13 protein-coding genes and 1 pseudogene are annotated in these 21273 nt (G+C 38.0%); 11 read left to right on the top strand and 3 right to left on the bottom strand.

Annotated features, from left to right (window positions below; translation table 11 throughout):
- Positions 1-1596: 1596 nt before the first annotated feature.
- The 9 genes and pseudogenes from DWX68_RS05770 to DWX68_RS14520 all read left to right on the top strand — a co-directional run.
- Positions 1597-6477: pseudogene (locus tag DWX68_RS05770) on the top strand (SNF2-related protein); the annotation flags it as partial.
- A gap of 59 nt (positions 6478-6536) precedes the next feature.
- Entirely contained in the window at positions 6537-11258 is a 4722-nt protein-coding gene (locus tag DWX68_RS05765) for a DUF3849 domain-containing protein (RefSeq protein WP_118401255.1), read from the top strand.
- On the top strand, positions 11255-11488 hold the full coding sequence (locus DWX68_RS05760; protein ID WP_005421654.1) for a transposon-transfer assisting family protein: 234 nt from the start codon (positions 11255-11257) through the stop codon (positions 11486-11488). The genes DWX68_RS05765 and DWX68_RS05760 overlap by 4 nt, the downstream gene beginning before the upstream one ends.
- Entirely contained in the window at positions 11485-12336 is an 852-nt protein-coding gene (locus tag DWX68_RS05755) for a YodL domain-containing protein (RefSeq protein WP_118401254.1), read from the top strand. The genes DWX68_RS05760 and DWX68_RS05755 overlap by 4 nt, the downstream gene beginning before the upstream one ends.
- Before the next feature lie 280 nt (positions 12337-12616).
- A complete protein-coding gene (locus DWX68_RS05750) occupies positions 12617-13162 on the top strand; it encodes a hypothetical protein (protein ID WP_015543469.1) in 546 nt (181 codons plus the stop codon).
- 69 nt (positions 13163-13231) lie between these two features.
- Positions 13232-14023, top strand: coding sequence for a TraX family protein (locus DWX68_RS05745; protein WP_118401253.1), 792 nt, complete (start codon positions 13232-13234; stop codon positions 14021-14023).
- Positions 14024-14136: 113 nt separating this feature from the next.
- The gene (locus DWX68_RS05740; RefSeq protein ID WP_118401252.1) at positions 14137-14616 is read left to right on the top strand and encodes an RNA polymerase sigma factor; all 480 of its coding nucleotides are present in this window, start codon (positions 14137-14139) and stop codon (positions 14614-14616) included.
- Positions 14603-15214, top strand: coding sequence for a hypothetical protein (locus tag DWX68_RS05735; RefSeq protein ID WP_182432144.1), 612 nt, complete (start codon positions 14603-14605; stop codon positions 15212-15214). The genes DWX68_RS05740 and DWX68_RS05735 overlap by 14 nt, the downstream gene beginning before the upstream one ends.
- A 51-nt stretch (positions 15215-15265) precedes the next feature.
- Positions 15266-15628: a hypothetical protein gene (locus tag DWX68_RS14520; RefSeq protein WP_015543472.1), complete on the top strand. Its 363-nt coding sequence runs from the start codon at positions 15266-15268 to the stop codon at positions 15626-15628.
- Between the two features lie 142 nt (positions 15629-15770).
- Here the strand turns inward: DWX68_RS14520 and DWX68_RS05730 are convergent, their stop codons facing one another.
- The 3 genes from DWX68_RS05730 to mobC all read right to left on the bottom strand — a co-directional run bounded on the left by DWX68_RS05730 (position 15771) and on the right by mobC (position 18766).
- Positions 15771-16388 (bottom strand): PBECR4 domain-containing protein, encoded by a 618-nt coding sequence (locus DWX68_RS05730; protein WP_015543473.1) that lies wholly within the window; start codon positions 16386-16388, stop codon positions 15771-15773.
- Positions 16389-16695: 307 nt separating this feature from the next.
- Positions 16696-18357, bottom strand: a complete 1662-nt coding sequence (locus tag DWX68_RS05725) for a relaxase/mobilization nuclease domain-containing protein (RefSeq protein ID WP_118401250.1) — start codon at positions 18355-18357, stop codon at positions 16696-16698.
- A gap of 1 nt (position 18358) precedes the next feature.
- Entirely contained in the window at positions 18359-18766 is a 408-nt protein-coding gene (gene mobC, locus DWX68_RS05720; protein ID WP_118401249.1) for a plasmid mobilization relaxosome protein MobC, read from the bottom strand.
- A 372-nt stretch (positions 18767-19138) separates the two neighbouring features.
- Between mobC and DWX68_RS05715 the strand changes: the two genes are divergently transcribed.
- The gene (locus DWX68_RS05715) at positions 19139-19879 is read left to right on the top strand and encodes a sugar phosphate nucleotidyltransferase (RefSeq protein WP_118401248.1); all 741 of its coding nucleotides are present in this window, start codon (positions 19139-19141) and stop codon (positions 19877-19879) included.
- Complete coding sequence (locus tag DWX68_RS05710) at positions 19869-21170, top strand: glycosyltransferase (protein ID WP_118401247.1); 1302 nt, start codon at positions 19869-19871, stop codon at positions 21168-21170. Before DWX68_RS05715 ends, DWX68_RS05710 begins: the two co-directional genes overlap by 11 nt.
- Positions 21171-21273 lie beyond the last annotated feature (103 nt).

The raw sequence follows: 21273 nt of genomic DNA, 5'->3' as shown, positions 1-21273 counted from the left end.
CCCGAACTTCCATCTGTAAATGAACAGAAAAGGGAAATTGAAAACAGAATAGCTGCCCTCTATGCAGGGGAGATTGCCATTCCAAGTGAAGTGGTTGATGAGGTTTTAAGAACCGGGGGAAACCGAAGTAAAAGCCAGCTTCGTATTATCTATAATTTTATGAGTGAACAGACACCGGAAGAATATACGGAGTTTGTAAAGCGGGAGTATGGAACTGGTGGAAAAGGTTTTGAAATCAATGGAATGGAATATTCTGTCTGGTTTGACGAAACGGGATTGCAGATTGCAGTAGGGCATACCGTTACTGATCAGATTCTGGATAAAGCGTTTTTATCCTGGGAAGATGTGAGTGGTCGTATCCATCAGCTTTTGAAACAAGGCGAGTATGCACCGCAGTCCGTACTTGATGTTGCAAGGGAGAATGCAATAAAGGAACATGCCCAGGCACTTGCCTATATGAAAGCGGATATGGCAGAGGGGGTAGCAGAACTTGTCTTTGATGAAGAAGATTTGCCACATCTTCACAGTATTTATCCAGAAATTACTGATTATCTGGAAGAGAAACTGACAGATCCGCAGTGGCTGGCAGATCTGAATGAGCGTCTGGAAGGACTGGCGATGGCTTATGAGGAAGATAAAAGCATTATGCGGTTCCGCACCTATAATCCGATCAGAATATCCGGTCAGTTTCAGAAATTTGCTGCAGAAGTAATTCCATACAGTGCAAGAGATGAATTCACATGGCAGGAACATAAGGTATTTATTACGCAGGATGAAATAGATGCTTTTCTTGCCGGTGGAGGGCCATATTCGGATGGAAGGCTTTCTACCTATTCTTTTTATCTCCTGAATGAAGATGATAAGGCAAGGACAGATTTTATCAAGGAAAAATATGGGATAGGCGGTCAGAGCCATGCTTTATGTGGGGCAGATAATTCACATGCAGATTATGACGGGAAAGGTTTGAAACTGGAGAGAGGGGACTATGGGAATCCAGATACCTCGGTGTTGCTGCCCTGGGCAAAAGTTGCAAAAAGAATCGGCTATCTGATTGATAATCAGCAGTTCTTACGTTCTGCAGATTATTCCCGTATGCCGGAATATGAGAGGGAACGGATTGCAGGAAAAGTAATCAGTTTTTATGCAAGAATGCCAGAAGAAATCGAGCGTCCGTTTAAGCAGGATTTCTTTAATGAAGAAGCAAGAAAAGAACTTCCTGTTATGCTGAATGATTCGGAGCAGTCGCAGAAACTGTTACAGGCGATGGATGATGCCCTGGCAATGCTGCCATTGGATTTTGAAGCAGTGAATGAAACTTATGAGAAGAAATTACAGCTTTTGACGGAAGTACATCAGTATGTGGAAGGCAGCTATACGATTTTCCCGGTACAGGAAGTACCAGATCAGGCAGATGGCTTAAATGGATACCAGATGTCTTTATTTGATATTGTGAGTGCTTCCGAACCAGAAGAAGATATAGAAGATACGGAACCGGAGCAAATTATCAGTGAACCAGAAGAAGAACCGGAAATAAAACCAGAGGAAGAAATAGAACCGGAAGATATAAAAGAACAGATTGTAGAGCAGGAACCTCATAATTTCCATATTACGGACGATGATCTTGGCTCTGGCGGTCCGAAGGCAAAGTTTAAAGCAAATATGGAAGCTATCCGGCTGTTGAAAGAACTGGAACAGGAGCAGAGATTGGCAACACCGGAAGAACAGGAAGTGTTGTCAAGATATGTTGGCTGGGGCGGTATTCCACAGGCTTTTGAAGAAAGAAACAGTGCTTGGGCAGAGGAATACACGCAGTTAAAAGGAGTCCTTACATCAGAAGAATACAGTGCAGCAAGGGCGTCAACCCTGAACGCTTTTTATACTTCCCCGACAGTCATCAAAGCAATGTATGAAGCACTTGACAACATGGGACTGAAACAGGGAAATATCCTGGAGCCATCCTGTGGAGTAGGTAACTTTATGGGACTTTTACCGGAAAGCATGAGTGCCACAAATATGTACGGCGTGGAGCTTGATCCGGTTTCCGGGCAAATTGCAAAACAGCTTTACCAGAAGAATAGGATTGCAGTACAGGGATTTGAGGAAACCAGTTACCCGGACAGCTTTTTTGACTGCGTGATTGGAAATGTACCGTTTGGGGCATATCAGGTCAGTGACCGCAAATATGACAGATACCACTTTATGATCCATGATTATTTTATTGCAAAATCCTTAGACCTGGTACGTCCGGGCGGAGTGGTGGCAGTTGTCACATCAAGCGGTACAATGGATAAACAGAATCCGGAAGTCCGACAGTATTTTGCAAACCGGGCAGACCTGCTTGGGGCAATACGCTTACCGAACAATGCTTTCCAGAGAAATGCCAATACCAGTGTGGTTGCGGATATTCTGTTTTTCCAGAAAAGGGACAGGGCTGCAATTACAGAACCAGACTGGGTACAGTTAAAAACTACACCGGAAGGCTATACAGTCAATTCCTATTTTGCTGATCATCCGGAAATGGTGCTTGGAGATTTTACAACAGAAAGTACCCAGTACGGAAAACAGGAAGTGACAGTAAAGGCAAAAGAGGGAGCAGATCTGGCAGAGCAGTTAAAAGAAGCGGTAAAGCATATCCAGGGAACCATCACAGAGCAGGAGATTTCGGATACGGAACTGGAAGAACAGGTGGTATCCATACCGGCAGATCCGAACATTAAGAACTTTAGCTTTGCACTTGTCGGAGAGGATATTTATTACAGGGAAAATTCTGTTATGAATAAGATGGAACTTCCCGTTGTGACAGGCGAACGTGTCAGGGGCATGGTTGCCATCCGGGATGCAACAAACAGGCTTCTGGAACGGCAGTTGGAAGAATGCAGTGATGAAGAGGTTGCCAGCTTACAGGCTGAATTGAATCAGGTTTATGACAGCTTTACTGCCAAGTATGGACTACTCAGCAGCAATGCGAATAAAAGAGCGTTCAGCATGGACAGCAGCTATTGCCTTTTAACTTCCCTTGAATTTTTGGACGAAAAGGGCGAGTTGAAGCGGAAAGCAGACATATTTACGAAAAGGACAATCCGCAGGGCAGAGCCGGTAACATCGGTAGATACTGCAAGTGAGGCACTGGCGGTATCCATCGGGGAAAAGGCAAAAGTAGATATTCCTTATATGATGGAGCTTACCGGAAAAACAGTGGAGGAGGTCACAGAGGAGCTTACGGGTGTTATCTTCAAGAATCCGCTTACGGATAAATGGGAGCCATCCGATGAGTATCTTTCCGGGAATGTCAGGGAGAAGCTGAACATTGCAAGGCAGTTTGCAGAAAACCACCCGGAATATATGATCAATGTACAGGCACTGGAACGAGTACAGCCGAAAGATCTGGATGCTTCCGAGATTGAAGCAAGGCTTGGTACAACATGGATTTCTCCAGACTATATTACAGAGTTCATGGCAGAGACATTCCATACACCACGACAGCATATCAATTATGAGCGTATCAAAGTCCAGTATGCGGAAGTGACTGGACAATGGAACATAAAAGGAAAGAATGTGGACAGCAGCAATAACCCGCTTTCTACGGCAACTTACGGAACACAGAGGGCAAATGCTTACAGGCTGTTGGAAGATGCCCTGAATCTGCGTGACACAAAAATCTATGACACAATACATGATGCAAATGGGGAACACCGGGTACTGAACCGGAAAGAAACCACCCTGGCACAGCAGAAGCAGGAACTGATCCGGGAGGAATTTAAAGAGTGGATCTTTAAGGATATGAGCCGACGGGAAACACTCTGTAAAATTTATAATGAACGGTTTAACAGCATCCGGCCAAGGGAATATGATGGCAGTCATATCCAGTTTGTGGGAATGAATCCGGAAATTAAGCTGATGGAGCATCAGAAAAATGCAGTGGCACATATCCTTTATGGAAATAATACACTGCTCGCACACTGCGTAGGTGCAGGCAAGACGTTTCAGATGATCGCAGCCGGTATGGAGAGCAAGCGTCTGGGACTGGCACAAAAGAACCTTTATGTGGTTCCAAATCATTTGCTGGAACAGTGGGGAAGCGATTTCTTACGCTTGTATCCGGGAGCAAATATTCTGGTGGCAACGAAGAAAGATTTTGAACCGGCAAACAGAAAACGGTTTTGTTCCAGAATCGCAACTGGTGATTATGATGCAGTTATCATTGCACACAGCCAGTTCGAGAAAATTCCACTTTCCAGAGAAAGACAGATTGCATTGCTGAAGGATCAGATTGCAGATATTACTTTTTCTATTGAGGCGGCAAAAGAGGAAGCAGGACAGCAATATACGGTCAAGCAGATGGAAAAGACAAAGAAAACATTGAAAGCAAAACTGGAAAAACTGAATGACCAGACACGAAAAGATGATGTGGTTACTTTTGAACAGCTTGGCATTGACAGGCTGTTTGTGGACGAGAGCCACAACTATAAGAACCTTTTTTTATACACAAAAATGCGGAATGTGGCAGGTATTTCACAGACCGATGCACAAAAAAGTTCGGATATGTTTATGAAATGCAGGTATATGGATGAGATAACCGGAGGAAAAGGAATTACGTTTGCAACGGGAACACCCGTATCAAACAGCATGACTGAGTTATACACCATTATGAGATACCTCCAGTATGATACTTTAATGAATATGGGAATGGGACATTTTGATTCGTGGGCAGCGACTTTTGGAGAAACAGTTACAGCAATCGAATTGTCACCGGAAGGGACGGGCTATCGTGCAAAAACACGATTTGCCCGTTTTTTTAATCTTCCAGAGCTGATCTCCATATTTAAAGAAGCTGCGGATATTCAGACTGCAGATATGCTGAATCTTCCTGTACCGGAAGCAGAATATATCAATGAAGTATTAAAGCCGAGCGAGGAACAGAAAGAAATGGTGGAAGCCTTTTCAGAACGTGCAGAAAAGGTTCGTGGCGGTGTGGTAGATCCAAGGGTAGATAACATGCTCAAGATTACCAATGACGGAAGAAAATGTGCATTAGACCAGAGGCTTTTAAATGATATGTTGCCGGATGCAGGGGAAAGCAAGGTAAATGCCTGTGTGGAGAATGCTTTCCAGGTATGGGAGGACGGAAAAGATACACAGGCTACCCAGTTGATCTTCTGTGACCTCAGTACACCGAAAAATGACGGAACATTCAATGTTTATGATGATGTGAGAAATAAGCTGGTAGAACGGGGTATTCCGAAAGAGGAGATCGCATTTATTCATGAGTATAATACGGAAGTAAGAAAAGCGGAGCTGTTTGCAAAGGTGCGGGCCGGACAGGTAAGAATCCTGATGGGTTCCACTCCGAAACTCGGTGCTGGTACCAACGTTCAGGACAGACTACTTGCACTGCATCATCTGGACTGTCCTTGGAAACCGTCTGACCTGGAACAGCAGGAGGGACGTATTCTCAGACAGGGAAACCAGAATGATAAGGTAAAAATCTTTCGGTATGTAACGGAAAATACTTTCGATTCGTACATGTGGCAGATTCTGGAAAACAAACAGAAGTTTATTTCGCAGATTATGACCAGTAAATCCCCGGTTCGTGCCTGTGAGGATGTGGATGATACGGCATTGTCCTATGCAGAGATCAAAGCACTGGCAACGGGTAACGAATATATTAAGGAGAAAATGGATCTGGATGTGCAGGTAAGTAAGCTGAAACTTCTGAAAGCGAACCACACCAGTCAGATCTATCGTCTGGAATCGGATATTGCAAAGCGGTATCCAGTACAGATTACCGCATTAAAAGAGAAGATTGCCGGTATGCGTGTGGATGCAGATGTAGTAAAAGGAATAGATTTACAGGATAATGACCACTTTGCAATGACAGTCGGTGGAAAGCTGTATACAGATAAAAAAGAAGCAGGAGTTGCACTCATTTCAGCAGCATCCGGTTTGAAGTCTGTAAAATCAGCCGGGCAGATCGGAGAATATCATGGTTTTGCACTTTCTTCAGAATATAATTTCCTGTCGAATACTTATACCATGACGCTCAAGGGAAAATGTTCTTATAAGATTGAGTTCGGAAAGGATACTCTGGGTAATATCCAGAGGATTCATAATGCACTTTCTGCAATCGAGAAAAAGCTGGCAGATACCGAGCAGAATCTGGAAACGGTACAACAGCAGTTAAAGACTGCACAGGAAGAGGTACAGAAGCCATTTCCGAAAGAAGCGGAACTGAGTGAAAAAATGGAACGTCTGGCAGAATTAAATGCCATGCTCAATATGGATGAGAAAGGGGGAGAAAATCTTCTGGCGGATGAGGGTATCGGGGAAAATCCGGAAGTAAATGTGCCAGAGGAACGTCAGGACAGAATCGCAGACAGTGTTCATAAAACGTCTGTTTTGGAAAGACTCAAAGAACAGAAACAACAGGCAGGTGAAACACATCAGAAGCCCAAAAAGAAACATGAACAGGAGTTATAAAGGGTATCCCGTCAGAGTGACCAGAGCTTTGGCGGGATTTTTCTATGGAGGATTTGATTATGGCAAACAGAGAAGAACAGTTAAAGCAGATTACAGAGCAGTTGGAACAGGGCGTTGCAGAAATATTCACATCAGAAAAATATACCGAATATCTGAACACAATGGCAAAGTTCCATAATTACAGTTTTAATAATACATTGTTGATCGCCATGCAGAAACCGGAAGCAACACTGGTAGCCGGGTATCAGGCATGGCAGAAGAAATTCAACCGGCAGGTAAAAAGAGGGGAAAAGGGCATCCAGATTATTGCCCCGGCTCCGTATAAAGAGAAACAGGAGATTGAAAAGACTGATCCGGACACTGGCGAGATTGTGATCGGGGAAGATGGACAGCCGGAAACAGAAGTAGTAGAGCGTGTCATTACAAGATTCCGGGTTACGACAGTATTTGATGTCAGCCAGACCACAGGAGAACCGATTCCAGAGTTTGAGGTATCAGAACTGGAGGGGGATGTTCTAATCTACCATAATTTTATGGAAGCATTAAAAATGGTTGCCCCAGTTCCTATCCGCTTTATTGAGATTGACGGGGAAGCAAAAGGCTTTTATCAGCTTGTCGATAAATATATTGCTGTCCAACTTGGCATGAGTGAGGCACAGACCATGAAAACAGCGGTGCATGAAACCGCACATGCAGTATTACATGATCGTGACCAGATGGAAGCAGAGGGCATTGTAAAAGACCAGCTTACAAGGGAAGTGGAAGCAGAAAGTGTTGCCTATGTGGTATGCAACCATTTTGGATTGGATACATCAGAGTATTCCTTTTCTTATATTGCAAGCTGGTCTTCCGGTAAAAATATGAAAGAGCTTCGTGCTTCTATGGACACCATCCGTAAGACTTCTGCTGATATGATCGGACAGATTGAGGAAAAGCTCAGAGAACTTCAGATAGAAAGACCAGAGCAGGAAGCAGATGTTGTGGAGCAGACAGAAGAAATGAGTGCCATGCAGTATGCAGAACAGACCATTAACCGTCTGGAGCAGGAACGGACGATTTTCAGCAATGACCAGAGAAATCTTATCGTGAATTTTGCTTATAAACTGGATGACAGGAAAGCAATGGAAAAACTGGTAGAGAATCTTGCAGAATCTATTCTGGATGGAAACAGAGAAGCGGTACTAAAACTGATTGGAGAAGCGGAGGAACAGATTGACAGTCTGCCGGATTCGATGATCGGCTTATCAGAATTGCATGAAGCCGGATTTTATTCGGAGAGTATGCTTCCGCTTACCAGGGAACGGGCAGTGGAACTGCACCATGATGGAGTAACAGTTTACGGGCTGACCGGAGCAGTTGGCGGTCAGGAGCAGTCACAGAGGGTTATGAATCTGGAACGGGACATTTTACAGCATGACGGGTTATTCGGAGTGACGAAATTTGAATGGGAAAATTATCGGAGAAGTCAGGAAACGGTTATGACACCGGAAGAAAAGGCAAAAATCAAAGAAACACTTCTTTTAGAGAGTGATGGAAACCGTTATGGTATTTATCAGATCAACAGTGGCCAGGAAGAAAGAGGATATCAGTTTTTAAGTCTGGAAGCGGCAAAAGAAATGGGATTTACCGTAGATGGCAAAGACTATCAGATGGTTTACAGTGAAAGACTGAGAGATGCTACGACACTGGACAATCTTTTTGAGCGTTTTAATATAGAACGACCAAACGATTTTACCGGACACTCTATGTCAGTCAGTGATGTGATCATTACGAACCGGGGCGGTAGATTAACCGCATACTATGTAGATTCCTTTGGATTTACAGAACTACCGGACTTTGTGGCACAGAGAGCTGAAATGTTAAATGCCAATCCAGTAAAAGCATATCCGGAAGTTTATATGGGAACTTTGGAAAAGGCTATGCAGGAGAGAAATGTAGATGCTTACCTGGATTCCAGAAAACTGAACATTGACTGTAAAAATGCAATCGAACAGGCAATCGCAGAGGGCTTTAACGGTATGCGTTTAAATCCAGATGCTGCAGTAAGTGTGGTTGAGAAATACGGAGAAGAACGGGTTGCCTTTGTTCTGGCAAATACATTGAAACAGCTTTCCTATGATGGAAGATTTTCTGATGGCAATAAACGATGGGCAGATGGCATTGATATTCCGGAAAATATCAGCCGGGGAATGGATCTGAACAGGGACTATATTGTGAGCAGTCATCCGGCAGTCCTGAATGGTTTCATTGATATGGCAAGGAATGAAATCCGTACCAGGAAATTGGAAGAGGTGCTTGGTGTGAAAAATCAGCATATAACTGAAACTACAAGAGGGTATGAAGCAGACGGACATACAGGCACCTGGTATGCGATGGATATGAAAACGTATCATGGGGAGCGATTCTTCCAGATGAGGAGTGAGGAATACGGTCAGGACGTAGCAGATATTATCGTATCGGAAAATGGAACACTGGTGGCAGAGGACATCTGGCATGGATTTGATGAAGAAGCCAGGGAAGCTATTTCAGAATATCTGGAAGAAAATGGTGCAACAGTATATGACCTGATGAATCTTACAGGACAGGCAACAGTTATCTTGGCAGACGGAACAGTTATGAAAATCATGGAACAGCAGCCAATCAGTACGGACACATGGGAGCCGACACTGACCGGACAGAATCTGCAGGGGGAAGAACAGAAATTCAGTTTTTTCGAGATACATAAAGTCAGAGAAAATAATGGCATTGACCTGAAAATGCCAGAAAATCATTATATTGACCAATATTATGTGATCGAAGATCTGGAAGCAAAAGGAGGGATGAAGATTGAGCGATATAAGGATCTTGGAGCTGCCCTTGGAGCATATTACTCTCTGCCTAATCATAAAATGAAAGCTCTTGGAATTGAAAATACGGCACCGTTGCGAGGCTGTCTTGATTTTATCCAGTGCAAGAATGGAGTAGATACGCTGATTTATGATTGTCAGAAAGTAGAAGGATGGCTGAATCCGCAGATATACAATACTTTTAAAGATATAGGCAACAGTCTGGCAGGGCATGATACAGAGATAGCATACCAGATTGGAGAGCAGTATTTTACAATCCAGACAGTAGAAGATGGTTATGATTATACATTCTATGATAAGGACTATCTGGAACTGGATGGCGGTGTCTACGATAATCCGGATATTTCTATTTCAGAAGCAATGGAGAACATTTTAGCGGAAGAAGGATTTTCGATAGAAGATGCAAATGTAATGGATTATGAAGAACTGTATGCAGAAATTGAATATGCAGAAGAAGAGAGAATGGAGAAGATACAGTTTGAACGTAATTGTCCAAAGGCTTTTTTTGATGGTTATGACAGGGAAGCGGCATTAAAAAATTATGAGGGAATAACCGTACAATTTAAAATGTCTGGTATGTATTTAACAGTGCAACCGACTGAGGAAGGCTATAAATACCTGGTTTATGATCAGAAACTTCATGAAATTTCAGGAGGTGCCTGTGGAAATCCAGAAGATTCTATTCAGAAAGCAATGTATGCCAGCCTGAAAAATGAAGGCTTGGAAGATGTTGAATGTGTAAAAGTTGATGACAGGGAGTTTCGGGATAAGGTAATCAGTCATTCTAAAGAAGTGCTGGCTAGTGGAGATGTTCGATTCACTTCGGAACTTGGCAGATGTGAAACAGCATTGAATGGAATGGGCAGGGCAGAAATTGAATATGAAGTTTTATTTCATGCAAGAGCTGTTCTGGAAGAAATGGGACTGGAAAATGAAGTTACATTGATTGGGGCGAGAGTACATGGTTCCAGAAGCAGAGATGACCTGTATCGTGCAGATTCTGATCTTGATGTGGTGCTTTCTTATCGGGGAAATATTCGGGAGGATAGTTTTTTTAACGAATTGAATTCCTATGGTATGGCAATAGCAGGCATTAAAATAGACATTAACCCAATCTCAGAAGAAAGGATTACCCTAGCAGAATATATAAAGGAATCCGAAGCCTATCTTGATCAGCAGGAAATCAAGAAACTCGCAGTGGACTTGGATAATTTTAGTTATGAGTATGATACCTATGAATATAAAGATAGTGTTGAAAATAGGGAAGAACAGGTCGAGAAAATTACAGAGGATATTTTGAACAAGGATACAGCAGGTTTAAAAGACTGGCTGACTGAGGTGTCGGAAGAAACGGATATAGACAGTGATGTAGTCACTGCCCGGTCATTACTCTCACGTTTGGAAAATGCAGAAACATTCTCTGCTTTTACCAGGAAACCAGAGCAGGAACAGCCAGAAGCCACGATCACTTTTTATGTTGCGGAGTGTATGGAATTTCCTGTTATGGGTGAGTATCATGAGAACCTTACCCTTGAAGAAGCATTACGCATTTATGAAACGATTCCTGCAGATCGCATGAATGGAATAAAAGGTGTTGGATTTGAACTGCATGATGGAAGTGATTATGATGGACCGTATGATCTTATGCGACTGGGAAAAGTTGACCGGGAAGATGTGGATATGATTCAGCATTATAAGGAAAGTCCATTAGTACAAAAAGCAATGGATGATGTGGAAAAATATTTTGCCCAAAAGCAGGAGCTTACGAAAATAGAGGAGAAGCCTATACAAAAAGAAAACGTTCCGCAACCAAAGAGCAGAAAAGAATCCGTTCTTCAGGCACTCAGAGAGCGTCAGGCGAAAATAAAAGAGCAGGAGCAGAATACGTCGAAAGAAAAATCCAAGGCACATAAGAAGGGAGATGTAACATTATGATGGTAAGGTTTGAGGAAGATGAATATATAGCAGTCGCAATTTTTGATGCAGGAAACCGGATTCAGACAATGGAAGCGATGGATGAGATTTTTTCCTATCTGGACGAAGATATGAAACTACTGATTTTTACAACGATTCAGAAGCTCTACTATCTTAGCGATGAGGGATATGAAGAACTGCAGAAAACGGTAGAAATCTATAAAGCAGATCTGGAGGTGGATGGAGAATGAGTACAAGTCAGTTTGCAGTTTATCAGCTAAAAAAGAAACCGGAATTGAGAAATCTTCTTTTCCGAACCTATGAGGAACTTGCAAAGGATCAGATTCCTGTGCAGATGGAAAATTATGAACAGGTGTATCTCGGAACAATGAAGCCGGGAGAAACACCGGAGCAGATAAAAAAGGAGCTGGAGAAGAAACAGCCGCACAATTATAAAGGCCATGCAGTCAGTACCAGTGATGTGCTGATCCTTAATGATAAGGGTGTTATGACCATTTACTATGTAAATAAAGATACTTTTATAGAAATTTCTGATTTTATGAAAGGCACATCTTCAGAAGGTGGTGGCCTTGCAAAAGATACAGTGGGCTATGAAATAGCTGGAAAAGATGGAACATGGGAAGTAATAGATTATCTGCTGGTGGAAGGTAAGAATTATTTCCTTATGGAACATGAGCAGTATGGGAAAGATGTTGCGTATGTAGTCTTAGATCAGAAAGGCAATGTGATTGTAGACAGCACCTACAATGGATTTGATGATGTAGTAAAACAGAAGATTCTTGATTCTCTGCACCCGCCAGTACAGGAGCAGGCAGAAGACTATAAACCGAAACTGGATAACTGGCAAAAGTACATGGAGAATGGGGAATACCTGCGAAGTGCGGAAATCACAGAGGAAGCAAATTACAATATGATTGATGGACTTAAAAATAATGCAGCACCAAAAGATAAAAAGAACCGTCCAAAAGAATCTGTCCTTGCAAAACTGAATGAGAAAAAGGAAGAAATTGCAAGACGTAGTGGACAGAAAGATATGCAGCAGGTAATGGAAGAAGATATAGAACGCAAGAAAAGATAGGCTCTTTTATTAATGGATTTGAATTATAGATTCGAAGTTTTATATTTAGGTTGATGAAAGATTGTTATGTAGGTAGTCTTTCCTGCACTTTTTAATTTAGCTAATACTTTGTGTTTTCAGAAAATATTATTTTTTTATCAAAATTTGTAAATTAATGTCACTATTATGGGCGGGTATTCGTATTATGATTAAAAGAGAAAATAAAGGGGGTGAATCCAATGGGAAAGATATTCGGAAGTCGGAGCAAAAAAGATAATATTTCTAATAAGGGAGGAATTACATGAGAAACAAAAGAATGAGTTTTAAACGTTTATTATTCACATTTATGGTTATGGTATGCCTTTGTGTTCCGTCGTCGATTGTTTTTGCACAAACAGATAAAGAGATGACTCAAGAAGCGGATAAAGGTGTTCCGGAAGTGCGTTTTACAGGCGATGTTAACGGACATGAAGAATTTAAATTTGTACCTGTTGCCAGAACAACTCAAGAACCAACATCAAAATGGTCTTGGAGTGATGGAAAATATTATGTAGATGGTAGTAGTAATTATTCAACATTATATACAAATTATTATTTTACGAGCGTTAAAGGTAAAAAATTTAGTTTTTCTGCAGGCTCAAGTAATAAAGTAAAGGTTGATTTGGTACATAAAGGAACTATTGTTCAAACGGTTGTAAGTAGTTGGACAATTAGTGCGGGTGGTAGTAAATCACATACGATTACAGCTGATGATCTTGGCGGATACAGCAATAGTGATAAATTTTATTTTCGTTTTAATAGCAGCCCTATAGGTAACCGTTATTCTATTTCAGGTTATTTTGGCTAATGTTTTGTAAAAGCCCTTCTATGCAATTGATAGAAGGGCTTTTACACTTTTGAATTTATAGGGGGATTTATGGAAAGGATTAAGAACAATATATTTTTTAATTTAAGTAATACAATGCTTAAAATAATAGGATTAGTATGTATGACCATTGATCATTTGTATTTATATGTATTTGCAAACACTACGATAAATGTTAGTATTTTTAGAATTGTGGGTCGAATTGCAGCACCGTTATTTCTTTTTGCTGTGATACAGGCTATGCGGTATTCATCAGATAAAAAAAGTTATATTTTCAGATTGTATAAATATCATATATGTATTTGCATTCTTGAAATTGTTTTATCGTATTTATTACATTCGGAGATCTCATTTAATGTAATTCCAGAATGGCTTTTTACAGCAATTTATATTTACTTGATTGATATGATTATAAAGAAAGAACATATTATAAGGCATATAGTTTTAATGCTTATACCTATTTTAGTAGGGATAGGAAGTCTTATAATAGGGACTAGTGGTTCAGTAATAAATGTATTTTTACCTAATATTTTTACGATTCAGTATTCTCCATTTTTTCTGATCTTAGGAATTGGATGGTATTATATGAAAAAAAAGAAAAATCAGATTGTAGCATTGATTTTCTTTTCAGTATTTGTATTAATAGGTTCTTATATTGTAAGTGTATCTCAGTATTGGGTTTACCCAGGGTTGTTTAATTATACCCAGGCATGGATGGTTCTTGCAGCACCATTTATTGCATTATATAATAATCGCAAAGGGAAAAATTTGAAAAAATTTTTTTATATATATTATCCAACACATATTTGTATTTTTTTATTGCTTGGGAGATTTGTACATTAAACAATATTTGATGAGTGCAAATTAAAAGATGAAAAAATACTATATAAAGTTGTCACCTTTTGGAATTCTGAAACGTTTTACTGTAAAGGGACTAAAGTTGGGAGGTGAGAGGCATGATTGAAACATCTTCAGTTGAGGAGATATTTCAGAAATATGGAGAAATGATGTATAAACTATGTATTGTAATGCTTAAAAAAACGTATGATGCGGAAGACACGGTGCAAGATGCATTGATAAAATATATGCTAAAAAAGCCTCTCTTTGAAACCTATGAACACGAAAAGGCATGGTTAATTAGAGTTACAATAAATCTTTGCAAAGATAAATTGCGTTTTTATAAACAACATCCACATATAAATATTGAAACAATTAAGACTACATATCCTGAGGATAGTATAGATAGTCAGATATTTGATGTCCTTTTAGAATTACCATCTAAATATAAGGCGGTGCTTTTTTTATATTATGTAGAAGGATATAAATGTTTTGAAATAAGTAAGATTTTGAAAATTACAGAATCGACTGTGAAAAAGCGTTTGGAACGGGGACGAAATTTATTAAAAAAGAATTTGGGAGTGAATGAGTGTGGATAAAAATATAATTAAAAAGGCTGTGACAGGAATCGAATTTACGGAAGAATCGAAGCAGAGAATATTTGAGGGATTTGAAAGAAAAAAAACTCTGAAAAAAATTTTTTATATGAAAAGAATTACAGTTGGAGTAATTGTAACAGCTATGTTATTTTTATGCGTGTTCATGAATATTATGTTAAAAAATAAAATGACAATTACTGTTTATGCAATGACACAGGATGGAAATGTGAAAAGTTCCGTTTTAATTCCGGAGCATAAAGAAACATTACAATTGATGGAAACACCGGTAGGAAATGGTTATATTTTTCAAATAGATATACCAGAAAATTATATGTATGAATGCAAATCATTAGGAAAAGAAAGCAATATTTTTACGATTTACCAGAATGAAAAAAATATATACTGGATTCCTGAGAAAAATATGCTTGGTCAAATCTATAGTAATGAAAATGAGAAGTTAGCAAATAATACTCCAGATTATGTAGACGAATGTGAATTTGAAATAGTAGTTTATGATGAAAGTAAAGAAATTTCATATAGTGAAATTATAAAATTTGAATTAATAAATGAAGAATGTATTGTTATGTTAAAGCAGTAAACTGCTGTTGGAAATATCCTATTAATACTTTAGAAAGAGAGCTGATTGGTTATGAGAAGAAAAACAAAAGTGTTATTTATGGCATTGAGTATGTGTTGCATGTTGCTTATAAATTCGTCATATGTAATGGCAGCAAATCCTGATAATAACTTTTCAAAAATGGAAGAAAAAGTTGATGGGAAAATATATAATGAAAAAGGAGATGTACTGAATTTATCTTATATTGAATTTAAAAGTAGTTGCACGCATGCTTCTGGTAATCGTGTAACTGATACTGTATGGCAGCATAGACATACTGGATCAAGATGTGATGTATATAAAGCAAATGCAACATGGTGTAAAAAATGTAATACTATTTTAAAATATAATAGTGCTTGGGTGTATTCATATACACATTACGGATGTAACAAATAAATATTTACGGATATTTCCTGGTGGAGAAAATAGAATAATATTATTTATATAGAAAAAAGAACTTTAGAAAGATGGTGCATAGCACCATCTTTTCATGTATTACAGAAGAATATAAAAAACTTAAGTACCTTACAGATATATGCTACTCTGGTTTGGTGAGATAGTCATATTCTTTCGGAAAGGTAATGGTATCCCAGTCGATTTTTTTGGCCTTATAAACTAATTCCTGATAAGGGGAAGCTGAATTTTTTCGACGATATGTAGCGATTACCTGCTGTGAAATTTTAGTAACTGTGCGAATATCTGTATTCAGTACTGTATTTGGCACATATTCAGCACGATGAGTTTTTACAAAACCAAGGCAGGCTTTTACGCCACCAGCTAATTTTTCTGTATATAATTTTGGATTGCATCCGTTAAAATCTCCAACCATTTTAGCTGATATATTTTTAAGCATAAGTTGTGGAAGAATTTCAAGTTTTAACTGAGTAGTTCCATCAGATGCGAAGGAAAAATCTTCAGGACTTAATTTATGGTTTAAACAGCGCTTGTAAAAATCAGTAGCAGTAGTGCCATCAATTAATTTAATGCCTGTAAGGTGAAGAAAATTATATGGATAAAAACTTACTTCCAGAGAAGAAATATGTTTATGCTTGTCTTTTAAAATAAATAAGAGCTGATAGCCATTGAGATTTTCTTCGTATTTGGCAGCACAATCTATAATGATAGAAATGGCCTGCTGTTTGTTGTATTTTGTCATATTATGACCTCTGCAATATGTATAAAATATTTAAAGGGAGATTACAATACCGTAGCATTGTGCATCTCCCTTATAGACTGATTTTTCTGTTGTCCGCCAACACTCCAGCCCATATGTCTGGCTTTGCTTTCAGGTTTTTCTGTTGCCTGCCAACTCTCCGATTCATGTTCGGCTTTCGTTTCGGATTTTAGGTGTCAGCCACACCAACAGGATGTCGCCTGTTTTCCTATTCATAGTATATGCGAAAAAATGAATTTAGTCAACGGAGAAAGTGAAAAATAATTTGGAAAATTTTTTATCGAGATTTTTAACGGAAACAAGAATGTTCTTGTGATGTTTCGTGCAGAGATTCCTGTATATGTGGATGATTAAGAATGATATCCACATTGGAGCATACTGTACGAAGTTCACGTTCATATTCACGCCGGGAGTTAAATTCATCTCGCTGTACTGTCTGCAATTCTGTTAAACGACTCTTTTCCTCACGCAACATTTTCAGAGTAGGGAGTTTTTTGCCCTGTGCTTTTTCTTTGAGTATTCGGAGAGAAGACTCATAAAGGGTGAGTTCTGCCCGGTGATCTTCATAAAATTTTTCTTTATTTCGACTTTTTCGGTAATCGAAATAGATGGATTTATTGGCAAGGTACTGTCCGGTGTAATGAATCTGTTCATTTATACTTTTTAAAGAGTCATCTGTGGATTTCAGAGTATTTCTGGCATCAGTGCTTTGGGCAGAGGCATTGGAAAGGGCAGTATCTAAATCTTCCTTGCTCTGGAAACCATGTTCCTGTACATAGGCAACTGTCTGAGCCATCATCTTAAGATTAGACAGCTTTACTTTTTGTGCGTATGCCTGACTTTGCTGTGCCTTGATACAGTGCTGTAAATCTGTTACAAGTCGTAAATCAGATTTTATAAAAAGGAAAGAGTGTGTAGTTTCGTCAGTTTGGACAGAAGCTGACGATTTTGACTTTTCTGAAAAATCTGTAACTGGTCTGTCAGTAGAATGTGACTTTTCTGCGTGTTGCTTGCTGGAGTTATCCTGGAATACCTGCAGAAGATGATTTTCTTCATAAAGCGTTCCAAGATTTCTTCCGGTGATGTATTTTTGACGATTAGGATGCAGGTAGCTGTATCTGCCACGACTGACTTTAAATGTAATATTATATTTTTCAGACAGCAATCTGGAAAATTCTTCTTGTGATGTTGCCTGTGAAGCAACCGTATCAATCGCATCACGAAGGTATTGCTTCTCTGTTTGAAAGGTCGTCTGTCTTGGAGTAAGTCCTTTCTTTTTCAGTTCTGCATTGTGTTCATCGAGCTTTTTTTGACCTCTGCGTTTTGCCCAGTATTCTTTTTCAGATATTTTTCTTTCAGCAGGTGTCAGAAGATCTACCTGGTTTAGTCCATTGGAATGACACATATCCATAACTTTTTGTTTTAAGTAAATTCGGTATCTGTCAGAAAGATGATGTTTGTATCCAGCTTTTGAATCCCGGTCAAATTCCATATAGGGCTGTGGCTCGGTATCATACTTTCGCACACTGTTGATTACAATATGTACATGAATATTTCCACTGCCATTATGACCATCAGTGTGGGTGCAGACAAGAGCCTGGTGCCCAGGAAAATTCTCTCTGGCATATTCTACGCCAAGTTTCTGTGCCTGCTCTCCGGTCAGACCATGTTCTTCCTGATCTTTAGGATCAAAGCTGATGATGTAGTGATGCGACTTAATCTCATTAAAAGACTGATTTTTGTGAAAGAAAGCGTTAGTTTCCCGACATTCCGCATCAAATGTAAACGGATCACAGTTTATACCATCCAGATAATATTCTTCACGAAGAAACATATTCCCATTATCATCAAGAATTGGTTTTTGCGTATATTCATCATGTTGGAAAATCAGATAGCGTTCAGCTTCTCCATAGTCGGCATTCTTGCTTGCAATATGTTTCAGGATTGCCATATTAGTTTTCTCCTGTGTTATTTCTATTATTTGCATTGACAGTGGTAAAATCTCCAGCCAGTTTTATTACTTCGTATTTTAATTTATAAATTTCAGCAATGCTCTTTTTGATTTCGTTACGCATTTCCTGGGAATGGAGTCCACCAGTATTAAAGTAACGAGCTATTTGGTTCAGATTGCTACCAATCTTTCCAAATTCAGCAATTAATTTCTTTAACTCCGATAGATCTGCCACAATTTCATATTTCACAATTACTTTTTTATTTGTTATCTGTTTACGGACATACTCTGCTAACGGGAGGCTTGCTGCTTTTGCATTTTCTGCAATTATTTCATATTCAGTATTGGTGAGACGGAGCATGATATGACGAGTATGCCGTAAGTTTTTATCTTTTTTAGGTCGTGCCATTTTATAGTTCCTTTCAAAATAAAGATATTTCTATATATAAAGCCGATTTGAAAATATCAGGCGGTAACACAATAAAAATATTTATGGATTTTTCGTGATAGATATGATCACGATGCGACTGTTTTTTTACAGGAGCCAAGTATGCATATTAGTGAAAACTGTATTATCTGAGGGTATGGGGAGCAGAATCCCCATCAAGATTGCCAGATAGTCGAAAGTCACGAAGTGAGTTTTGAGTTACTCAGGCGAAACTTGCTCTTAATTTGTTACAGTAAAAGTACAGATTATTACAGTTATTTATTTATATAAATTTTGTCTGTTAAAATAAATATGTAGATAAGAAATAGGGTAGGATTTTATAGAGGAAGAAAAATGAAAGCAGTAATACCAGCAGCTGGAGAAGGAAAAAGATTTAATAAGGATTCTACTTATATGCATAAATGTCTTGTACCAATTAATGGTAAAGCTTTATTGCTATACACTTTGGAAAACCTTACAAATATAAAAGAAATAACGGAATGTATAGTTATTATTGGAGAGAATCATGAAAAGATTATAGATACTATTGGAACAAAAGTTAATGATACGCCGATTTTGTTTTGTAAACAAAAACAATCTGTAAAAGGAGTTGTCGGTGCAATAGAAAGTGCAGTGGAAGAGATTGGCAATGATGATTTTATCTTGGTGTTAGCAGATGAATTTGTATATGAAAATAATTATGCAGAGGCGATTGAAAAATTTAAAACAAGTACTAACGAATGTATGGTTGGATTATACTATGAGAAGTACTTGGAATATGTAAAAAAAAATTATACATTTATAAAGTCTCCAGATGGTTTTCTGTATAATTTTATAGAAAAACCTCAGATTGTTTATAATAATTGCAGTGGAACCGGTAATATTATATTTAAAAATACAGTGTTAGGTGCTATTAAGAAAGTTAAAGAAAATAAAGAGCGACATGAAAAAGAATTAGTTGACTTATTAAATTTAATTTGTGCTACGGGGAAAATACAATCTTTTGTTGTGGGAAATTATTATTGTAATGTGAATAATATGAATGATTACTTGCGAATAATTGAGTTTTTAGAAGGTGAAAGAAATGAAAAATAACACTATTTTCTTTTTAACGATTCCGTTATACGGGCATGTATTTCCTGTGCTTGATGTAATAAATAAAATTGGAAAAGAGGGATATAATACATATTGCTTTGTAAATGATTTTTTTGCAGAGTACATTAAGAATGATAATGTGAGTGTTATTTGCTATCCAGAAAAAGTAATTGCTAATTTTAATACAAAAAGTAGTAATTTACTTGAAGATGAACATATTTCTTATTATCACTTAAATTATACAAGTAATAATATAGAATGGAGTGCTATTTCTTCAAAATACTTATATGAATATATGTATGATTATATGATGAAGTATGTGAAAAAATATAATCCTCAAGTAATAATATATGATTCATTGGCAAAATGGGGCGGTCTGTTAGCAAAAAAATTTAATATACACAGTATTGCAATAGAAGTAGCGACAGATATTGAAGAAGCAAATTGTTTTTATGAAAAATTTTATAATGAGGTGGTTCTTGAAGAAATTAGATTGGATGAGGAACAGGGGAAAATAAAGAAAAATGAACTTTTAGAAATAAATAATTGGAATGAATTTTTAGAATACTATGACAAAGTGCAAATGTATGTCTATAGAAAATTTAAGACATTAATGAATTTTAATGAAAGAAAAATATTACCAGACAAACTATTTGTATACAGTACTAGAAATTTGTATGAATCATATTCAAATCATATGAAAAATGTTGAATTTTGTGGATACGATAGTAATATTTTGTCTCAGCTAGATTTAAAAGAGAAGTCGGGTGCTTATGTGACTAGGGGAACATCTATAGACTATTATTCCCAAAATATATTAAGAAATATTTTAAGTGAAATAAAAAGTATGGACATAAATATAGATATAACTGTTGGTAATGATAAGAAGGTAATGGAAAGATTAAGCGCAGAGTATGAACATGTAAGAAACATACATTTTTATAATTTTGTGGATCAATGGAAAATGTTAGCAAATCATGAAATATTTATATCACATGGGGGATTGTCTGGAGTACGAGAAGCTATCTTATGTGAAACACCGATGATTGTATATCCGTCAAATTATCATGATTATCAAGTGGGATTAGCTATCGAAAGAAATAATATAGGGATTATGATTAAGGATAGAAAATTGTCACATGGTAATACATGTGAAGTGAAAAATGCAATATATAAGATATTATCAACAGATCGGTATACAAAAAAAATAAAAGAAGTTAAAGAGGAATTTACTGATTTATACAAGAAAGATAAAATAATTAGTTATTTGAATGAAATAAGAATCAATTAATAAAAAAGAAAAAAATGAGTGAATTGCAGAAATGCACTTCATCTCTAAGAGTATAGCATACAGACCTTGGAGATGATCTATAAATACTACTATATTATATGAG

Origin of the sequence: Clostridium sp. AF20-7 (assembly GCF_003479275.1) — a bacterium.
In the GTDB taxonomy this organism is placed as follows: Bacteria; Bacillota; Clostridia; order Lachnospirales; family Lachnospiraceae; genus Otoolea; species Otoolea fessa.
This window is presented reverse-complemented; position numbering and strand designations above follow the sequence as displayed.

What these genes read in the sequence shown, in the direction of transcription:
- DWX68_RS05765 (WP_118401255.1), top strand. Translation starts at nt 6,537, where the DNA reads ATGGCAAACAGAGAAGAACAGTTAAAGCAGATTACAGAGCAGTTGGAA.
- DWX68_RS05760 (WP_005421654.1), top strand. Translation starts at nt 11,255, where the DNA reads ATGATGGTAAGGTTTGAGGAAGATGAATATATAGCAGTCGCAATTTTT.
- DWX68_RS05755 (WP_118401254.1), top strand. Translation starts at nt 11,485, where the DNA reads ATGAGTACAAGTCAGTTTGCAGTTTATCAGCTAAAAAAGAAACCGGAA.
- DWX68_RS05750 (WP_015543469.1), top strand. Translation starts at nt 12,617, where the DNA reads ATGAGAAACAAAAGAATGAGTTTTAAACGTTTATTATTCACATTTATG.
- DWX68_RS05745 (WP_118401253.1), top strand. Translation starts at nt 13,232, where the DNA reads ATGGAAAGGATTAAGAACAATATATTTTTTAATTTAAGTAATACAATG.
- DWX68_RS05740 (WP_118401252.1), top strand. Translation starts at nt 14,137, where the DNA reads ATGATTGAAACATCTTCAGTTGAGGAGATATTTCAGAAATATGGAGAA.
- DWX68_RS05735 (WP_182432144.1), top strand. Translation starts at nt 14,603, where the DNA reads ATGAGTGTGGATAAAAATATAATTAAAAAGGCTGTGACAGGAATCGAA.
- DWX68_RS14520 (WP_015543472.1), top strand. Translation starts at nt 15,266, where the DNA reads ATGAGAAGAAAAACAAAAGTGTTATTTATGGCATTGAGTATGTGTTGC.
- DWX68_RS05730 (WP_015543473.1), bottom strand. Translation starts at nt 16,388, where the DNA reads ATGACAAAATACAACAAACAGCAGGCCATTTCTATCATTATAGATTGT.
- DWX68_RS05725 (WP_118401250.1), bottom strand. Translation starts at nt 18,357, where the DNA reads ATGGCAATCCTGAAACATATTGCAAGCAAGAATGCCGACTATGGAGAA.
- mobC (WP_118401249.1), bottom strand. Translation starts at nt 18,766, where the DNA reads ATGGCACGACCTAAAAAAGATAAAAACTTACGGCATACTCGTCATATC.
- DWX68_RS05715 (WP_118401248.1), top strand. Translation starts at nt 19,139, where the DNA reads ATGAAAGCAGTAATACCAGCAGCTGGAGAAGGAAAAAGATTTAATAAG.
- DWX68_RS05710 (WP_118401247.1), top strand. Translation starts at nt 19,869, where the DNA reads ATGAAAAATAACACTATTTTCTTTTTAACGATTCCGTTATACGGGCAT.